This window comes from Candidatus Spongiihabitans sp., assembly GCF_965247905.1.
Taxonomy (GTDB): Bacteria; Pseudomonadota; Gammaproteobacteria; order Arenicellales; family Poriferihabitantaceae; genus Spongiihabitans.
In genome coordinates, this window is sequence record NZ_OZ252047.1 from 2,715,409 (window position 1) to 2,732,934 (window position 17,526).

The 17,526-nt window shown below is 51.2% G+C and carries 17 protein-coding genes; 7 read left to right on the top strand and 10 right to left on the bottom strand.

The genetic code is table 11. The annotated features are described in order from the left end of the window. Window positions 1-9: 9 nt before the first annotated feature. Together lptC and ACP158_RS13950 are read right to left on the bottom strand one after the other, a co-directional pair. The gene (lptC, locus tag ACP158_RS13945; RefSeq protein WP_424946714.1) at window positions 10-465 is read right to left on the bottom strand and encodes an LPS export ABC transporter periplasmic protein LptC; all 456 of its coding nucleotides are present in this window, start codon (window positions 463-465) and stop codon (window positions 10-12) included. 35 nt (window positions 466-500) lie between these two features. Next, window positions 501-1,502, bottom strand: coding sequence for a KpsF/GutQ family sugar-phosphate isomerase (locus tag ACP158_RS13950; RefSeq protein WP_424946715.1), 1,002 nt, complete (start codon window positions 1,500-1,502; stop codon window positions 501-503). A 117-nt stretch (window positions 1,503-1,619) separates the two neighbouring features. Between ACP158_RS13950 and ACP158_RS13955 the strand changes: the two genes are divergently transcribed. The 3 genes from ACP158_RS13955 to ACP158_RS13965 all read left to right on the top strand — a co-directional run bounded on the left by ACP158_RS13955 (window position 1,620) and on the right by ACP158_RS13965 (window position 3,220). Then, complete coding sequence (locus ACP158_RS13955; protein ID WP_424946716.1) at window positions 1,620-2,399, top strand: TerC family protein; 780 nt, start codon at window positions 1,620-1,622, stop codon at window positions 2,397-2,399. Between the two features lie 11 nt (window positions 2,400-2,410). Continuing rightward, window positions 2,411-2,713, top strand: coding sequence for a DUF1244 domain-containing protein (locus ACP158_RS13960; RefSeq protein ID WP_424948476.1), 303 nt, complete (start codon window positions 2,411-2,413; stop codon window positions 2,711-2,713). A 291-nt stretch (window positions 2,714-3,004) separates the two neighbouring features. Then, entirely contained in the window at window positions 3,005-3,220 is a 216-nt protein-coding gene (locus ACP158_RS13965; RefSeq protein WP_424946717.1) for a hypothetical protein, read from the top strand. 107 nt (window positions 3,221-3,327) lie between these two features. Here ACP158_RS13965 and hemE read toward each other — a convergent pair whose 3' ends face one another. The 4 genes from hemE to aroB form a co-directional block, all read right to left on the bottom strand. Next, window positions 3,328-4,374, bottom strand: coding sequence for a uroporphyrinogen decarboxylase (hemE, locus tag ACP158_RS13970; RefSeq protein ID WP_424948477.1), 1,047 nt, complete (start codon window positions 4,372-4,374; stop codon window positions 3,328-3,330). A gap of 269 nt (window positions 4,375-4,643) precedes the next feature. After that, window positions 4,644-6,098 carry a glutamate synthase subunit beta gene (locus tag ACP158_RS13975; RefSeq protein WP_424946718.1) on the bottom strand — a complete coding sequence of 485 codons (1,455 nt, stop codon included), beginning with the start codon at window positions 6,096-6,098 and terminating at the stop codon, window positions 4,644-4,646. A gap of 19 nt (window positions 6,099-6,117) precedes the next feature. Beyond that, complete coding sequence (gltB, locus tag ACP158_RS13980; RefSeq protein WP_424946719.1) at window positions 6,118-10,809, bottom strand: glutamate synthase large subunit; 4,692 nt, start codon at window positions 10,807-10,809, stop codon at window positions 6,118-6,120. Next, window positions 10,806-11,894, bottom strand: coding sequence for a 3-dehydroquinate synthase (gene aroB / locus ACP158_RS13985; protein ID WP_424946720.1), 1,089 nt, complete (start codon window positions 11,892-11,894; stop codon window positions 10,806-10,808). Before aroB ends, gltB begins: the two co-directional genes overlap by 4 nt. 108 nt (window positions 11,895-12,002) lie before the next feature. Here aroB and ACP158_RS13990 point away from each other — a divergent pair, with 108 nt between their 5' ends. The 3 genes from ACP158_RS13990 to ACP158_RS14000 all read left to right on the top strand — a co-directional run bounded on the left by ACP158_RS13990 (window position 12,003) and on the right by ACP158_RS14000 (window position 12,887). Further along, window positions 12,003-12,182 (top strand): hypothetical protein, encoded by a 180-nt coding sequence (locus tag ACP158_RS13990; RefSeq protein ID WP_424946721.1) that lies wholly within the window; start codon window positions 12,003-12,005, stop codon window positions 12,180-12,182. A 190-nt stretch (window positions 12,183-12,372) separates the two neighbouring features. Then, window positions 12,373-12,672 carry a type II toxin-antitoxin system RelE/ParE family toxin gene (locus tag ACP158_RS13995; protein ID WP_424946722.1) on the top strand — a complete coding sequence of 100 codons (300 nt, stop codon included), beginning with the start codon at window positions 12,373-12,375 and terminating at the stop codon, window positions 12,670-12,672. Next, window positions 12,669-12,887 carry a hypothetical protein gene (locus ACP158_RS14000; protein WP_424946723.1) on the top strand — a complete coding sequence of 73 codons (219 nt, stop codon included), beginning with the start codon at window positions 12,669-12,671 and terminating at the stop codon, window positions 12,885-12,887. The genes ACP158_RS13995 and ACP158_RS14000 overlap by 4 nt, the downstream gene beginning before the upstream one ends. Before the next feature lie 401 nt (window positions 12,888-13,288). On the opposite strand, the gene ACP158_RS14005 is transcribed toward ACP158_RS14000, so the two are convergent. Together ACP158_RS14005 and ACP158_RS14010 are read right to left on the bottom strand one after the other, a co-directional pair. Beyond that, complete coding sequence (locus tag ACP158_RS14005; protein WP_424946724.1) at window positions 13,289-13,507, bottom strand: hypothetical protein; 219 nt, start codon at window positions 13,505-13,507, stop codon at window positions 13,289-13,291. Continuing rightward, window positions 13,504-14,454: a hypothetical protein gene (locus ACP158_RS14010; RefSeq protein WP_424946725.1), complete on the bottom strand. Its 951-nt coding sequence runs from the start codon at window positions 14,452-14,454 to the stop codon at window positions 13,504-13,506. The genes ACP158_RS14005 and ACP158_RS14010 overlap by 4 nt, the downstream gene beginning before the upstream one ends. On the opposite strand from ACP158_RS14010, the gene ACP158_RS14015 reads away from it, so the two are divergent. Further along, on the top strand, window positions 14,446-14,706 hold the full coding sequence (locus ACP158_RS14015; RefSeq protein WP_424946726.1) for a hypothetical protein: 261 nt from the start codon (window positions 14,446-14,448) through the stop codon (window positions 14,704-14,706). The genes ACP158_RS14010 and ACP158_RS14015 overlap by 9 nt on opposite strands. Window positions 14,707-14,765: 59 nt before the next feature. On the opposite strand, the gene ACP158_RS14020 is transcribed toward ACP158_RS14015, so the two are convergent. Both ACP158_RS14020 and ACP158_RS14025 read right to left on the bottom strand, forming a co-directional pair. Continuing rightward, window positions 14,766-16,799: an N-6 DNA methylase gene (locus tag ACP158_RS14020; RefSeq protein WP_424946727.1), complete on the bottom strand. Its 2,034-nt coding sequence runs from the start codon at window positions 16,797-16,799 to the stop codon at window positions 14,766-14,768. Window positions 16,800-16,869: 70 nt separating this feature from the next. Beyond that, the gene (locus ACP158_RS14025) at window positions 16,870-17,508 is read right to left on the bottom strand and encodes a MamI family restriction endonuclease (protein ID WP_424946728.1); all 639 of its coding nucleotides are present in this window, start codon (window positions 17,506-17,508) and stop codon (window positions 16,870-16,872) included. Window positions 17,509-17,526: the final 18 nt, after the last annotated feature.

Genomic DNA, 17,526 nt, shown 5'->3' on the forward strand with positions numbered 1-17,526 from the left:
ACCTCTAAATTAAGATGAGCCTTTGTCTCTAAGATGTATCACCATTTTTTGTACTGCTACCGTACCACTCGCACTGCTCGATTGCATGCCGTTCAATTGATTGTCAATGACGCGAACGTTGCCGGTCAACAACACGGTAGATTGATTATCGTATAGCCAACCCGATTCCGCATAAATATGTCTTGGATTATTTTCCAGATCATATTGGATGATATGAGGATTATCCAGCAGCGCCCGGCCGTCAACCGGGTAGTGCATCATGCGATCGGCAATAATTCGGTATTTTTTGCCCGATTCATCCAGCCCGGACGAGACAAACATTTCAGCATAATAATCCGGATTATTTTTCTCCGCTTCAGTGATCCCGGCGTTCGGTTCTTCTAACAATCCAAACCGCAACCAGATTGACAACAACACCAAGCCGAGGAAAATCGCGCCGATTGAAATATTATCCTTGAATTCCATTGCCTCACTGATTATTGATGCGTGGCCCGGCAGAGTTAGATTACACCTGCTCTCAGCAGGTCATGGGTGTTCAGCGCGCCAATTACGTGATGGTCGTCATCGACCACAAACATGCTATTAATGGCATGTGGGCCATGCTGCGCGTATTCTCGCATTATCTGAATGATCTCTTCTGCCAGCATATCTGCATGAATCGTAAACGGATCGACACTCATCAAAGCGCTTGCCTTGCTTTTATAAATGTCAATTCCTTGCCCCAGACCTCGACGTATATCACCATCGGTGAACATCCCCAACAGTTTTCCGTCGCCATCCACCACGCCGGCCATGCCTAATGATTTCGAGGTCATTTCCAACAGCAATGCGTCCATGGTCGCGCCTTCATCCACCAATGGCATCTCATCGCCGGTGTGCATTAAATCGCTGGCGAACAACAGCAATCGTTTCCCCAAAACACCGCCAGGATGCGTGCGCGCAAAATCCTGAGCGGAAAACCCGCGCAGCCTTTGCACCACCACGGCCAAGGCATCGCCCATGACCAAGGTCGCGGTCGTGCTCGCGGTCGGCGCCAGATTATGCGGGCAGGCTTCTTTATCCACACTGACATTGATGCAAGCGTCTGATTTTTGCGCCAGTGTTGAATCGATCTTGCCGGTCAGGGTGATTAATTTCACGCCCAGACGCTTGACGATGGGCAGGATGGAAACCAATTCAGTGGTTTCGCCTGAATTGGAAATAGCGATCACTAAATCATCGGTAGTAATCATCCCTACATCTCCGTGGCTGGCTTCACCCGGATGAACGAAAAATGCCGGTGTGCCGGTACTCGCCAGCGTGGAGGCGATTTTTCCGCCGATATGTCCTGACTTGCCCATTCCAGTCACCACAACCCGGCCCTCGCATTTCAGAATCAGGCTGCAGGCCTGGTCGAAATTGTCATCCAGCCGATCAAGCAACGCGGTAACCGCCGCAGACTCAATCTCAATGACGCTTCTAGCGTGCTCTGTCGGTGAAACACTGGATTCGGAAGTTGGCATAAGTCGGCGGCGTTTTCCGCCAGAGTATAGCAAATGGCGTCATTGATATGTTTCAATTTAGTAATGTCCGGATTGCGTGTAAAATTTGTCCATCCACAATCAATGCCTCCCTGAGCCATGGAAATTTTTAATCTCGACAATTTGTTTACGCTGTTCATGCTGACCTTGTTGCAAGCGGTTTTGGGGTTTGACAACTTATTGTATATTTCGTTGGAGTCAAAACGGGTCGAAGCATCGCGTCAGGCATCGCTGCGCCGATGGGGCATCGGCTTGGCGGTCATGCTAAGAATTATCCTGCTATTCGTGGTGTTGAAGATTGTCGCCTTGTTTCAGGATTCACTATTTTCAATCTCGTTTGAGCATGTTGTGCAGGCAAATTTTAACTTGCACAGTATTATCGTGTTATTTGGCGGCGTATTTATTATCTATACCGCCATCAAGGAAATCATGCACATGCTGATTATCGATGATTTGTCATCAGGCAATACGGCGCGCAGTTCATTCGCAAAACAATTGTCGTGGATAGTGATTATGAACGTGGTGTTTTCTTTCGATTCGATTCTCAGCGCCATGGCATTGACCGATGTATTTTGGGTAATGGCTGTCGCCATCATTATCGGTGGTATGCTAATGATATGGATGTCGGATCGAGTAGCGCAGTTTCTTGAAAAAAACCGAATGTATGAAGTGGTTGGCCTGTTTATCTTGTTTATCGTCGGCATCATGCTATTGACCGAAGGCGGCCACTTGGCGCGCTTGCAACTATTCGGCTATCCGGTTGAGGCGATGAGCAAAGCTACTTTCTACTTCGTCATAGTCGTTGTTGTACTCGTGGATCTGGTGCAGACGAGATATGCATCCAACCTTCTAAAACTTAACCGCCAAAATAAGACATGACTAAACCGAAAATAGACGACCAACAAAGAACCGAAATCGAAGCCGCGTTGTTTAGAAAAATGATAGCGCATTTCCGCAAATACCCCGAAGTGCAAAATATCGAGTTGATGAACCTAGCCTACTTCTGCCGTAATTGTTTTTCCAAATGGTACATGGGCGCGGCGGCCGAGCGCGGCATCGAAATGGATTACGATCAGGCGCGGGAGATTATCTATGGCATGCCGTTTAGCGAATACAAATCGCGGCATCAGGAAAAAGCGTCGCCGGAACAGTTGTCAAAGTTTGAGGACAGCCAGGCAAAAGCGACCGAATAATCGCCGCGGTCGCTAAACGCGCCGGCCGTCGTATGTGGTGCGGCTGACGCCGCGCATTTTGTTACTGGATTCCGTGTCAAGCACGGAATGACGGTGGTGGGGAGGCCGTCGTGACGACGACTGCGACGGTCGCATAGCGCGAAAAGGCAAGCGTTATCGCCGACTGTAACGATGCACCGCGTCCACCAGCGTTGCCACTCGGGACGGCGGTGAGGGCGCGACGGACACATTAATATGTGCGGCAAAAAGACAATGTCAAGTAGGGACAGGTTGCGACCTGTCCGCATGGCGATGACCACGGCAATAACGGCGGCGGCAACGATGACGGTGGTGTTCAACCCCCGCCGTCGTTGCGAGGAGCGCAAGCGACGTGGCAATCCAGTTGGATATGAGTCCCGTCAGGGACACAACATAATGGTGCGCCATAATGTGGTGCGGCTTCGCCGCGCATTTTTCACTGGATTATTCGTATCATCCCTGATACTCACCCCTTCGGGGCTTGCGTGAAAAATCGCTCCAGGCGATTTTTTCCAACTTTCGTTGGAATGACGGATAGGGGGTGAGCGTCACGGTCTGCTTCGGCCACCAAAGCGGTAGCGCATCCACCACCTACGCTAATCCCGCCGGCTGTGCCGATGAACCGCATCCACCAGCGTTGCCACCCGATCCGGGTCGATGGTGGGATGGATGCCATGACCGAGATTAAAAATATGCCCATCGCCGTCGCCAAAATCATCCAGCACGCGCTTGGCTTCTTGCTCGACTTTGTCTGACGACGCATACAGAACCGTGGGATCCATATTGCCCTGCAACGCCACCCGGTGACCGACTCGCCGCCGCGCCGCGCGCAGCGGCATAGTCCAGTCCAGCCCAATCGCATCGCATCCGCTATCGGCAATTTTCTCAAGCCAGTGGCCGCCGCCTTTGGTGAATAGCGTGATGGGAATATCGGCGGCGGTCGCGTCGGCTTTGAGCGCCGCTACAATTTGCGCCATGTAATCCAGCGAGAAGTCGCCATAGTCCGGCGTGGTCAAAACCCCGCCCCAGGTATCAAAAATCATCAACGCTTGCGCGCCGGCGGCGACCTGCGCTTTTAGATAATCGACCACCGCGACGGTGATTTTGCGGAGCAACTTGCGCGCGACCTCGGGCTGATCATGCATCATGCCCTTTGCGTATTTATACTCCTTGCTGCCGCCGCCTTCGACCATGTAGGTTGCCAACGTCCACGGGCTGCCGCTGAAGCCGATGAGCGGCGTCTTGTTTGCAAGCGCGGCGCGCGTCAGGCGCATCGCCTGCATGACATACCCAAGTTGAGCATCAACATCGATTTCAGGCAGGCGTTCCACGTCACTTTTGTTGCGCAACGGGCGTGCGAATTTTGGGCCCATGCCTTCGTCAATGGACCAGCCCAATCCAAAAGCATCGGGGATGGTCAATATGTCGGAGAACAAAATCGCCGCATCCAAATCAAACCGGCGCAGCGGCTGCAGCGTTACCTCGCAGGCCAATTCCGGAGTCTTGCACAGGGTCAAAAAATCGCCGGCGCGCGCGCGTGTGGCGCGGTACTCCGGCAAGTAACGCCCAGCCTGGCGCATAATCCAAATCGGTGTGCAATCCACGGGCTGGCGGCGCAACGCTTTTAGCAATCGATCATTCATTATGTACCTGAATGTACTGTAAATAACTGCTCCTCGGCAATTGCTCCTGCATTGCTCTAATAAGTTACGTCCATGTAACGATGCGTTATTTGCACTTCCGCCATCCGTGGCGGTCGGCAGATAATTGTTCCCGACATTATCTGCACTTCCGCCATCCGTGGCGGTCGTATACCGATTTTGCAGGAGCAAAAATCGGTTGCGTCCAAACCTTATCAACAAATAAACACTCCCGCACCAAAAAGAAAAAACAGTCAGTGGCATCCCAGGCATTATTGCGGCAACTCGCTATACCCTTGAAGAAACTGATCGACCGCGCGCGCGCATTGCCGGCCTTCGCGAATCGCCCACACCACCAGCGACTGCCCGCGCCGCATATCACCGGCGGCAAACACGTTTTTGATATTGGTTTGATATGCGCCTTTCCCATCGGTGGCGGCGTTTACATTGCCGCGGTTATCCAGCGCAATCCCCATATCTTCCAACAAGCCGTGATAAACCGGATGAACGAATCCCATCGCCAACAACACCAATTCGGCTTTCAACTCAAATTCCGAACCCTGGATTTCCCGCATCCGCCACTCGCCGCCATCGCCGCGCGACCACGCGACCTTGACGCAGCGCAACGCCGCGACACTGCCGTTGCCGTCGTCCAGGCATGACCACGTCTTCACATCCCAGATGCGCTCGCATCCTTCTTCCTGCGACGAGGAGGTGCGCAGTTTATGCGGCCAATTCGGCCAGGTTAGCGCCTTATTTTCTTTTTCCGGCGGCTCGGACAGAATTTCAATTTGGGTAATGGATTTTGCCTGTTGCCTGGTTGAAGTGCCGATGCAATCGGAGCCGGTGTCGCCGCCGCCGATGACCACTACATTTTTATCCTTGGCCGATATGCGCTCGGCGGCGTCCGCGTCATGCCCCTGCACCCGGCGGGTATTGCCGGTCAGGAAATCCATAGCGAAGTGAATGCCATTTAATTCCCGACCATCGACTTCAAGCTCTCGCGGATGCTCGGCGCCGCCGGTTAGCACGATGGCATCGAAGGTCTCGAATAAAAATGAAACAGGAATATCGACGCCGATATGGGTGCCGGAATGAAATTTCACGCCCTCGGTCTTCATTTGCGCCATGCGCCGGTCGATGATGTGTTTTTCCAGTTTGAAGTCGGGAATCCCATATCGCAACAGCCCGCCGCTGCGATCCTGCTTTTCATAGAGCGATACCGAATGCCCGGCTCTGGCCAATTGTTGGGCGCAGGCAAGGCCCGCGGGCCCAGAACCCACTACGGCGACGTATTTACCGCTGCGGTGTTTGGGAATTTGCGGTTGTATCCAGCCTTCCTTCCAGGCGCGCTCAACGATGGCGTGCTCGATGGTTTTGATGGTGACCGGCTGATCTTCGATGTTCAAGGTGCACGCCGCTTCGCACGGCGCCGGACAAATGCGGCCGGTGAATTCAGGGAAATTGTTGGTCGAATGCAATACTTCGTTGGCCTGCTTCCAATCGCCGCGATAAACCAGGTCGTTCCAATCCGGAATAATATTATTCACCGGGCAGCCGGTTTGGCAATAGGGAATGCCGCAATCCATGCATCTGGCGCCCTGCTCCTCAAGTTCGCGGTCGTCAAGCGCGATGACAAACTCGCGGAAGTTTTTGACGCGATTTTCAACCGCTTTATACGGCCGCTCATGGCGCGCGATTTCCATAAACCCGGTTACCTTACCCATGTTCGTTTATCCATATCGTTCACCCATGCCGCGCCTGTTTGATTGCGGGCGCATAGTCGGATTCATGGCTGGCCGCCTGATATATTTTCAGCAACGCCTGGCGAAAATCATGCGGGACAATCTTGATGAACTGCTGGCGATACGCCGACCAGTTATCCAGTATTCGATTGGCGATGGCGCTGCCGGTGAACTTTTTATGATCGCCAATAATCCGCTTTAGCCGCGCCTCGTCGGCTTCGAGTAAATTGTCACTGTTTTCATTGGCCGCATCCTCATCCACCGCCTCCAACGTCACCATCCGCTGGTTGCAACGCAAATCAAACCGGCCGTCTTCGTCCAGCACATAGGCAATGCCGCCGGACATGCCTGCGGCGAAGTTGCGCCCGGTTGATCCTAAGCAAACCACCACGCCGCCGGTCATGTATTCGCAGCCGTGGTCGCCGACCCCTTCCACCACCGCCAGCGCGCCTGAGTTGCGCACACAGAATCGTTCGCCAGCCACGCCATTAAAATAAACCTGGCCACTAATTGCGCCATAAAGCACCGTATTACCGACAATAATGTTGTTTCGCTGGTCGTCGATGGCGCTGTCCGCCGGCGGGTAAATGACCAATTTCCCCCCTGACAATCCTTTGCCGACATAGTCGTTGGCATCTCCTTCGAGCGTGATGGTGACGCCGTTTGCAAGCCATGCGCCAAACGACTGGCCCGCAGTGCCTTTGGCTTTAATATAGATAGTGTCGTCCGGCAAACCAGCATGACCATATTTTTTGGCAATCGTCCCGGACAGCATCGCGCCGAACGCGCGATTGACATTGGAAATTCGGGTCTGGATTTGCACCGATTGCCCTTTTTCCAACGCCGGCTTTGCCTGAATTATTATATTCCGGTCTAACACATTATCCAGCCCGTGATCTTGCTGCTCGCATTGATAAACCGCCACGGCCGCGTCCACCTTCGGCTTCGCCAGTATCCGCGAATAATCCAACCCCTTTGCCTTCCAATGCTTGATGGCGTCGGTCATTTTCAGCCGATCCATCTGCCCGATCATTTCATCAACCGTGGCGTAGCCCAACCTGGACATGATTTGCCGCAACTGCTCGGCGATGAAGAAAAAATAGTTGATGACGTGCTCGGGCTTGCCCGTGAATTTTTTTCTCAGCACCGGGTTTTGGGTGGCGATGCCGACCGGGCAGGTATTGAGGTGGCATTTACGCATCATCAAGCAGCCCTGCACAATCAATGGCGCCGTGGCGAAACCAAATTCATCGGCGCCCAATAACGCACCAATGGCAACATCCCGCCCGGTACGGACACCGCCGTCGACCTGCACCGCGATGCGGCCGCGCAATTTGTTCAGCACCAGCGTTTGATGGGTTTCCGCCAAGCCAATTTCCCAAGGCGAGCCGGCGTGCTTGATCGAGGTCAGCGGGCTGGCCCCGGTGCCGCCCTCGTAGCCGGAGATGGTGACATGGTCGGCATGCGCCTTGGACACGCCAGCGGCGACCGTGCCGACGCCCACTTCGGATACTAATTTGACCGAGATTCTGGCTTCGGGATTGACATTTTTAAGATCAAAAATTAACTGCGCCAGATCCTCTATGGAATAAATATCGTGATGCGGCGGCGGTGAAATCAGCCCGACGCCGGCCGTTGAATGGCGCACCGCGGCGATTTGCTCGCTGACCTTATAGCCCGGCAACTGACCGCCTTCGCCAGGCTTCGCGCCCTGAGCTATCTTAATTTGAATATCGTCAGCATTGACCAAATAATCTGTTGTGACACCGAATCGACCCGATGCAATTTGTTTGATCGCAGAACGTTTGGGGTTTTTTGATCCGTCTTTGAGTGGCCGGTAGCGCGCTTCCTGTTCGCCACCCTCCCCGGTATTCGACTTGCCGCCAATCTGGTTCATCGCTATTGCCAGGGTAGAATGCGCCTCGGAGGAAATCGATCCAAACGACATCGCCCCGGTGGAAAATCGTTTGACGATTTCCGCCGCCGGCTCGACTTCATCAAGCGGAATTTTTTTCTTCGCCCATTGAAACTCGAACAATCCGCGCAGATTGAACAGCGCCTGGTCCTGTTTATTGATCATGTCTGAAAACGCTTCAAATGTTTTCGGATCGCCGCTTCGGGTCGCATGCTGCAACTTGGAGACGGTTTCGGGATTCCAGATATGCGCCTCGCCGCGCACGCGATACGCGTAATCGCCGCCGGCGTCCAATTGGGTTCGATACAGAGGATGATCACCATAAGCATGATGATGACAGGCAAGAATATCTCTGGCAATTTCCGCAAGACCGATGCCCTGGATGGTGGAACTGGTACCATTGAAATAGGCGTCGATGAAATTTTCTGACAACCCGACGGCATCAAAAATCTGCGCGCCGCAATACGACTGGTAGGTGGAAATGCCCATCTTGGACATGACTTTTTTCAGCCCTTTGTTGACCGCGCGAATGTATCTTTGTTGCGCTTCCTCAAAATCTATCTTTTTACCCTTCGGGCACTTCGCATTTAATCTTTGATTCAACATCCCAAGCATATTATTAACGCTATCGAATGCCATATAAGGATTTATCGCCTCGGCGCCATACCCGGCCAGGGTGGCAAAATGATGCACTTCCAAGCAAGCGCCAGTCTCAATGACCAAACCCGATTCGGTACGAAGCCCTTTTGCAATCAAATGATGGTGCACCGCTGAGGTTGCCAACAACGCCGGAATTGCAATATTATCCGCATCCATTCGGCGATCAGACAGAATCAAGATATTAAACCCTTTTTGCAATACCGCTTGCTCCGCTTTATCGCACAACAATTGAATCGCATCTTTCAAACCCTGCGCTCCCTGCTTATGCTCGTTACCCCTGTTATCTTTAATGGAGTAACACATGTTTAGCGTTTTGGTTTGATACGCGCCGTTTGTGTGGTCTTCAATTTGCCGAACGCGCTCCAATTGATTGTTGGTCAGCAGTGGCTGGGGAATGGTTAAACGCATTGCCTGGCCACCATCGCCACCGATTAACGTGTCGCCGCCGCCCGCGCCATCTCTTTGGCCGAATAAGTTAGGGCGTGGCCCAATTAACGAAAGCAAGGACATGACCAACTCTTCGCGAATAGGATCAATCGGCGGATTGGTGACCTGGGCGAAATTTTGCTTGAAGTAATGCGAAAGATGTTTTGGCTTGTTGGACAACACTGCGGGCGGGACATCGGTTCCCATAGAACCAAGCGCCTCCTCGCCATTTTGCATCATCGGCAGCAACAGGAATTTCAAGTCTTCCTGGGTATAGCCAAATGCTTGCTGGGCTTTCAATAACGTTTCCGGATCCGGCGACATGGCGCCAACCGCGATACGCAGCGAGCCCAGTTCAATCTGCGTGTTATCCAGCCAGCACTGGTAGTCGTGGGCGGCGGCCAGGTCGTTTTTGATTTCCTGGTCATCGATAATCCGGCCCTGGTCAAGATCGATCAGAAACATTTTACCGGGCTGCAAGCGCCATTTCTTTTTGATGTTGTGTTCAGGAATATTCAATACCCCCATCTCCGACGCCATGACCACCATATTATCTTTTGTGATCAAATACCGTGCCGGACGCAGTCCATTGCGATCCAGCGTCGCGCCAATCTGCTTGCCATCGGTAAAAGCGACTGCCGCGGGACCATCCCAAGGCTCCATTAATGCCGCATGGTATTCATAAAAAGCCCGATGTTGCGGATTCATCAAGGTGTTTCCCGACCAGGCTTCTGGAATTAACATCATCATCGCATGGGCCAGCGAATATCCTCCCGCCACCAGTAGTTCGAGTGCATTATCAAAAGCCGCTGAGTCCGATTGCCCATCTGGAATAACCGGCCAAATCTTGTCTATGTCGTCGCCCAGCACAGCGGAAAACATCGTGCTTTTTCGCGCTGCCATCCAGTTGATATTGCCGCGAAGTGTATTAATTTCTCCGTTATGGGCAATCATTCTAAATGGATGAGCCAGCTCCCAGGTCGGGAAAGTATTGGTGGAAAAACGCTGATGCACAATGGCAAAAGCCGACGCCATGTCCGGGTCAAGCAAATCCGGGTAGTATTCCGCGACCTGATTGGCCAGCAACATGCCTTTGTAGTTGATTAGTCGCGATGATAGCGTGGTTATATAGAAACCGGTATTTTCTTCGATATCCGATTGCCGAATTCGCTTTTCAATCTGCTTGCGGATGACAAATAGCTTTCTTTCAAAATCATCCTGATGCTCAAGGCCCTGGCCACGGCCCACAATAACCTGCCAAATATCAGGCTCGGTGGGCAAAACACCGGCCCCAAGATTTGAGTTGTTAACCGGCACCCTGCGCCAGCATAAAACACGTTGCCCCTCGGCCAAAATGCAATGCTCGACGATGCCCTTCGCGGTTGCCTGAGCGGTCTCATCCGGCGGCATAAACACCATGCCCACGGCGTAGAACCCGGGCTGCGGCAAGTCCAGCGCAATCGCCTTGCGAAAAAATTCATCGCCAATCTGCAACAACACGCCGGCGCCGTCGCCGGCCTTGGGGTCGGCGCCCACCGCGCCGCGGTGGGTCAAGTTCTTGAGTATCTCCAAGCCGTGCTCGATAATCTGATGGCTCTTGCGCCCGTCAATATTGGCGACAAACCCGACCCCGCAGGAATCGTGTTCATTGTCCGGATGGTATAGCCCGCGCGGCGGAGGCGATGCGTTCATTTGCCCCCGGTGGCGTAGCGCTTTAGCGTCGCGTCCAGCGCGGATTCATCGTAGTCGCTGGTAATAAACGCCGCGCCAATTGACTTGAGTAAAATAAGACGCACTTTGCCAGCCCGCGCTTTTTTGTCCAATCTCATCAATGCCTTTAGTCCATCCGCGGATACGTCATCCACAGGATCAACCGGCAACCCGGCTCGTGCCAACAACGCTATCACGCGTTGCCGGTCTGGTTCAGCCATCCATCCTTGCTCCCAGGACATGTAAGCCGCCATGACCAAACCCAGCGCGATGGCTTCTCCATGCAGCCATTGACCATAACCGGTCGCGGTCTCGACGGCATGGCCGAAAGTATGGCCGAGATTAAGCAGCGCTCTGATTCCGCTTTCGCGTTCATCTTGTTCGACGATTTTCGCCTTGTTGATGCACGATTGCTCAATGACATATTCAAGCGCCGCGGCGTCTTTTTGCATCACCGCATTGATGTTTTTTTCGAGCCAGCGGAAAAACTTAGCATCGTTGATCATGCCGTATTTAATGACTTCCGCGAGGCCGGACGAGAATTGCCGCACATCCAGCGTGGCTAAGGTCGAGGTGTCCGCAAGCACGCGTCGCGGCTGGTGAAACGCGCCGATCATATTCTTGCCGCGCGCATGATTGACCGCGGTTTTGCCGCCCACCGATGAATCGACTTGCGCCAGCAGCGTAGTGGGAATTTGAATGAAAGGGACGCCGCGTTGATAACACGCCGCAGCAAACCCGGCCATGTCGCCGATGACGCCGCCGCCAAGCGCGATTACCGTCGCACATCGGTCAAGCGGAACTGCCAACATTCGGTCAAATATTTTCCCGGCGGTCGATAGGCTCTTTGTCCGCTCTCCGTCGGCAAGAATTATTTCCGATATGTCCTTGCCGCTTAGCGCCCGCTTCACTTTTTCCAAGTACAGCGGCGCCACGACTTCGTTGGTGACGATAAACGCCTGATGGCCGCGAATCCAGGGCAGCAACTGCTCGCCTTTTCCCAGCAACCCATTGGAAATTTTTATGGCGTAACTACGCTCGCCAAGATTGATGTCAACGGTTTTCATTACTATACCGATGGTCTGCTAAAAAGTGTCATGCGCGAAGTTTATAGGCAACCCGCGCGCATATCGAGGGCCTGTATAAGTCCACCACCTTTGGCGCTGTAGTTGATTGTGGATGAGGTAGTTTACAGGAGATTGCAGGCTGAGGCTATGATGGGGCAGGACGGTGCCGCTGGGCATTGTCAGCGGCTTGCGCCGCTGGGCATTGTCAGCGGCTTGCGCCGCTGGGGTTTTCACTGGATTATCGGGTCAAGCCCGATAATGACGGGCGGGTCGGCGGCGGGCAAATGAAGCCCCCATAATAAGGGAGGGTCGGGGGGTTGCGATAACGCCACATCGCGTTGCTCCTCGCAATGACGAGTACGCGCTGACAAACTTGTGGTGACGCGATACAAGTTTATTGACAGCGATGCGTCAGTGCATTATCGTTGGCGGCTGGAAAAATGGATAGCGCTAATGGAATGCACGATTAATTTTCCTTATGAATGATGTGTCAAAGTTCGTCGATAATTTGCCCGCTGGTCTCAGGGCAAAATATTTTCGATTGGCCAGCGCCATGAAGGAACACGGGCCGAACTTGGGGCTACCGCACACTCGCGCAATGTCTGGCGGTTTGTTTGAGTTGCGGATTAATGTTGCTGGTAACGCCGGTCGCGTTTTTTACTGCACTTTAAGCGGACGCCGCATTATCATGTTGCGCGGGTTTATAAAGAAATCCAGAAAGACGCCGACCCGAGAAATTAACATAGCCAAACGTCGTTTAGCGGAGGTGAAAAAATGAACCGTAAAAAATTAGCGCGTGCAGACACAACATACGAAGAGTTGAAAGCAAAAATGTTAGCTGACCCGGAATGTCGGAAGGCGTATGATGATCTCGAAGAAGAGTTTGCGTTGCTGCGCAAAAAACTTGAAGCGCGCAAGCAAGCGAAACTTGCGCGAGCAAAAGCCGCGAGACAGGTGCGAAAAAAACCGATCGCGGTAACGAGCGCGCGCTGACAAACTTGTGATTGTGCGATGATGCCTTCGTCATCATTGCGACACTGAACACGTTCGACCGGAAGTGAGGCTTCAGCCTCGCCAAGCCATTGCAAATGGCAGGACTAAAGTCCCGCTTCCGAGATGGGCATGATTGCCGGAAGTGAGGCTTCAGCCTCGCAAAGCCATTGCAGATTGCGGGACTGCGGTCATATGATTGGATACGCAGGCTTTATTTTTATCCTCTTATTCGTCTCATTGCGGAAGTGTCGATACCGTATGGAACGAGTATCGACCATGCCGTCCATGGCAATAATCAGAGACGATACGCGCAAAAATCTGCCGACCGCCAGGGATGGCGGAAGTGCAGATTTTGCCGGGAGCAAAAATCTGCCAACCACCACAAACCCGTCGCGCCTCGCCTAAAACCGCAACTCGCCTTTGAGCAGGATGGAGTCGGTTGGGGTGCTGCTGTCGGTTTCGGTGTGTTCGCCGGTCAGGTCAAGACTGAAGCGCTTGCCGAGTTGCCATTGCAGGCCGAGGCGGTAGCGGCGGCTGTCGTCTGTCAGGGTCATCTCGGTGTAGGGGGTGAGCAAGCCACCGCGTCCGCCGAGCCAGTTCGGCGCGGTGAAGCCGTTCATGCCGTAGCCGAGGCGCGCGTCCATGCGCATGGCGTAGTCATGGCCGGTGTCGGTGTCATTGGCGTCATCGCGCCGCGCTGTTGCATCACGACATTGCCGCCAACCGCGAAGGTCTGCGCGTTGATGTCGCTGGTTTGGGTTTTCGCGGTGGCGGTGATGGTCAGGTTGTAAATGTTGTCCGGTGGCACGCCGGTGTCGGTCGGATTTTCATAGTCCGGCGGCGTGTTGAAAGTCAATACCCCGCCGGCAATGTCAAACAAATCCTTATCGGCGCCACCCAACTCCCAAGCGATGTTCTCGGCGGGCGACTCGTCGCTCGCGTTGAAGGTCGCCACGGCGTCAGTGCCATTCTCGGCATAATCCACACTGACATCCCCGCTCGGGTTGACGGTGACAGTCGGCGGCGTGGCGTCAACGCTGATTATCGGCGCGGCGTTCGGCGCCTTGATGGTTAGGCCGGTGCTTGTCCGATTAGGGGCGTTATTGTCAGCACTCCCTGCGTAACTAATGTTGAGCCTTGTGTCTGCCGCGGCGGCATCCGCCCGCCAACGAAACCTTATACTGAGAATAGCCACTGGTGATGCAGTAAAAATAGCGCCTTGCGTAGAAACATAAGATGGGTAAATGGCATGGGTGGTGTCTGCATCGCCGTCATTCACACCACCAGGAACGTCTGCCTCGGGCGTGGCAACAAGTTGACCACCATCACCTGAGGTGGGCGGCGTTTGAACAGCACCGCCTGCTGTGGCAGCAGCAGAAACATACTCCAACATATTGTCGTTCCAATGCACATTGAATTCCACACCAGTCGCCCCGATTGATGTCGTATCAACATCGTGATAGACCACATACAATGTGAATGCTTCGTCCGCGGCGGGGGCATTGAATGTTTCCAGCGGGGTTGCGATATTATCAGTTTCGGATGTGGCAAACCAGAGTTGCTGCACCTGAACTCGCCTTCCTTAGAGGTGCAGTGCAAACCGGTTTTTACGCATGCCATCCGTGGCAATATTGTCTGGAACAAAAATCCGCCGACTTGTCCCTATTTTCTGGGGGGGGGGGGGGGTAACTTTTTAATGTTGGTTTGCGTGTTCATGGTGATTGATCCAAAGTGGTGGCGCGGCGCGCGACTCTATCACTGCCCGGGATGCTACCCCGTATCGCCACCCGGACGCAATGCGGAAGATCCGGGATTGTAAACGAAAAAAGAGTCCATAGCGCGAATTTTCGCGCAAGCCGCGGAGGGGCGTGACCGCGGCTACGGATTGTAGGGACAGGTCGCGACCTGCCCCTTCATTGGATTGCCGCTATTTGCACCGCGCAACTCTTGGATATAAAAAGAATTTGAAACAATACTTTCAATTGAGTTTTTGTAGTTATTCGCGAGAGCGCTCGCATCACTTTTAGATTTTTCGGTTTTTGGCACAGGTATTTTAACCTGTTCAAGTTCATTCGTTTTTATTCTGTTGTGAGATGATGATGTGCCAGACGTCAAACTTTGTATTTGATCTTGCACAAGGTCGTTTTGTAGCAAGAACGCTACCCAATAAGGGTCGTGCCCATCTTTAACGGTGAGGATTTCAAACTCATTGGAGCAGGTTGTTGGAAATGAGAATTCAGGCACAACCAAAACTCTTGGAATTCTTGGATTTATTTTTGCAATTAGAATATCGCCTGGAAAACAAACATTGCCTTTTGTTTTTGGTTCATAGTTGAGCAACTCGGGGAAGTTTATAAATCCATCGCCTATAATATGAAGCACGCTAATGCATTTACTTCCTGTTTTTTCTTTTAATCTTCTTCTGTTTTTTGTTTCAAAGGCAACTATATCTTTAAGCTCTTTTGATTTAGATCCCCTAATAGCGCTTATGGCATTTGTTGCATTGATTCGCTTAGCATTGTAGTGCGAGGCAGTCCATGCATTACTTAATATTAGTTTGGTTTCTTCTTTTACGCACGAGGGTGTTTCTGAAACGACGCCTTTTTTGCTGTTTGAAATGAATAACTTTTTCTTTAAGACCTCTAGCTCATTAACGCCTTCGTATTTTTTAATGGCCACGCCTTTGCGCATAGATACTTGAAATCCCAGGGATTCGACTGTAGCCATTGTTGTTAATCCTTTATGCTCTTTGGAACTGTTTTTTTCCAAATAGAGTATTGAGGTCTTGGTTCTAGTTCCGGCTTGAGCGAATGTTACTGCTGGAAGCTCGATTACACCCTTTAAAATGGCTCGCTCAACAATCCTGGCTCTTAGAGTTTCCGAAAGTCCTCTTGCTGAAACAGTGCTGTCAGGCACGACAACAAATAATTTTCCTCCTTCCTTTAGCAGGGACAGCTCGCGGTCAATGAATAGCAACTCTGAATCAATAGTTTTTGTTAAATTTTCAACGTCATTGAATAGCGGGTAGTTTTCGAGATGCTCAAGCCCTATATCCGCACTTGAAATTTTGGCTCCAAATGGTGGATTTGTAATTATTAAATCAACCTTTCCATTATATTTTTCTAAAAAAGTGTTCCCGACTAATGAGTTGCCTTGCTCAATCTGGTGGTTGTCTGTGCCAAATAACATCATATTTATTTTGGAAAGACGAACCATCCTGTCCACCTTGTCTTGTCCGATGGAGCATATAGTTTTCTTGTATTTTTTATTTAGTTTTCCAGCTTTAAGATAAAAAGAGGCTAAAAAACTCCCAACGCCACAAGATGGATCCATGACCAGAAAGTTTTTATTTAATGAATTATTCTTATTTTTAGTTAATTCGTCTAGCGCCCAGTCACAAACAAAATCTACTACTTCTGGTGGGGTCATGTATTGAGCATCTTCAATATTACCTCTAAAATTATCGCGAATAAAATGTCCAAATGCTTCGTTTATAAGATCGAATGATTCTGACGAATCTGAATGTTTTGATGCCTGTGAAAATGATGAATAAACGGATTTAAGTAATAAAAAGGCATACTCATTCTCACTGTCTTGGAGGTTGAGAGAAGCGTTAGCACCAAAAATCGATGAGCCATCTCTGTTTTTAAATTGCGGAAGAGCAGTGCATTTCTTGAACAGGGCGCGTAATTTTTTGACAGTCGATTGTTGGTGATTGTCAAAATTCACCAACAATTCGAGTTCACTTGAGTCTATCCAATCTCGATTCCCAGCAATACAAATTGCCAAGACCTTTACCAGCTCATCTAATTTTGCATTCGAGTCATCTATTCTCCCAGATGAATAAAGATGCTCCCTTAAATTTGTAAATGATGAGTATAATTTCTGATATGTTTTTTGTATGGGCGACATAGTTACCTCCGTTTGTTTTTTAGATTATAATCTAAAAAACAAACGGAGGTAACCGCTTTCAAGTCGGTTTTCAAGCTTTTTTGCACTGACCTGAATGCAGAGTGGTTTCATCATATTTTGAAATATTAAATTTTCCTTTTGATAATACCGCCTCAAAGAGCAATGGATACTCCAGTATTCCGCAATTATTCCTGAAGATATTGTGGTCAAGGTTTCTTGGTGGGTGAAGCTGAAAATTATTGCTCGTAATTTCTCCATCTATGCGTTGTTGATACCATCTGCTAGTCATTGCACGAAATTCCGTATCTTGCTGTGTTCTTGTTACCCAAATTCGGCAGCGCTTGAAACCAGTAGATTCTGTTGTATCCCACATTACGAAGAATAGATATGGCATCACATCAAGTGAATCCAAAGAATTTGCGGCTGATGCTTGTGTGCCTGCTTTTATACAACCGTTAAATCTAGGTGTATCAATTGCATCCCAGCAATTGGCTGCTTTAACGTCAGAACCATCTATTAAGTCAGGCCCTTTTCCTCTTCCGTAGCCTTTTAGCCCCGTTAATGCGCTTACAAGTATTTGTGACCATCCCCTTGTGTCAGTGGGGTGCGGATGTTCATGTTTGTCTGCAAATGGCTTTATCTTGGCGTATGCATCGTAGTGCATTTGTAGCAGCAATAAAGCTTCTTCGGACTTTGTTAATGATGTCATATAACTTCTTGTCTGTGA

Bases quoted from the DNA above. Each gene is read 5' to 3' on its own strand.
- lptC (WP_424946714.1), bottom strand. From the start codon at position 465: ATGGAATTCAAGGATAATATTTCAATCGGCGCGATTTTCCTCGGCTTG.
- ACP158_RS13950 (WP_424946715.1), bottom strand. From the start codon at position 1,502: ATGCCAACTTCCGAATCCAGTGTTTCACCGACAGAGCACGCTAGAAGC.
- ACP158_RS13955 (WP_424946716.1), top strand. From the start codon at position 1,620: ATGGAAATTTTTAATCTCGACAATTTGTTTACGCTGTTCATGCTGACC.
- ACP158_RS13965 (WP_424946717.1), top strand. From the start codon at position 3,005: ATGACCACGGCAATAACGGCGGCGGCAACGATGACGGTGGTGTTCAAC.
- hemE (WP_424948477.1), bottom strand. From the start codon at position 4,374: ATGAATGATCGATTGCTAAAAGCGTTGCGCCGCCAGCCCGTGGATTGC.
- ACP158_RS13975 (WP_424946718.1), bottom strand. From the start codon at position 6,098: ATGGGTAAGGTAACCGGGTTTATGGAAATCGCGCGCCATGAGCGGCCG.
- gltB (WP_424946719.1), bottom strand. From the start codon at position 10,809: ATGAACGCATCGCCTCCGCCGCGCGGGCTATACCATCCGGACAATGAA.
- aroB (WP_424946720.1), bottom strand. From the start codon at position 11,894: ATGAAAACCGTTGACATCAATCTTGGCGAGCGTAGTTACGCCATAAAA.
- ACP158_RS13995 (WP_424946722.1), top strand. From the start codon at position 12,373: ATGAATGATGTGTCAAAGTTCGTCGATAATTTGCCCGCTGGTCTCAGG.
- ACP158_RS14000 (WP_424946723.1), top strand. From the start codon at position 12,669: ATGAACCGTAAAAAATTAGCGCGTGCAGACACAACATACGAAGAGTTG.
- ACP158_RS14005 (WP_424946724.1), bottom strand. From the start codon at position 13,507: ATGAACGGCTTCACCGCGCCGAACTGGCTCGGCGGACGCGGTGGCTTG.
- ACP158_RS14020 (WP_424946727.1), bottom strand. From the start codon at position 16,799: ATGTCGCCCATACAAAAAACATATCAGAAATTATACTCATCATTTACA.
- ACP158_RS14025 (WP_424946728.1), bottom strand. From the start codon at position 17,508: ATGACATCATTAACAAAGTCCGAAGAAGCTTTATTGCTGCTACAAATG.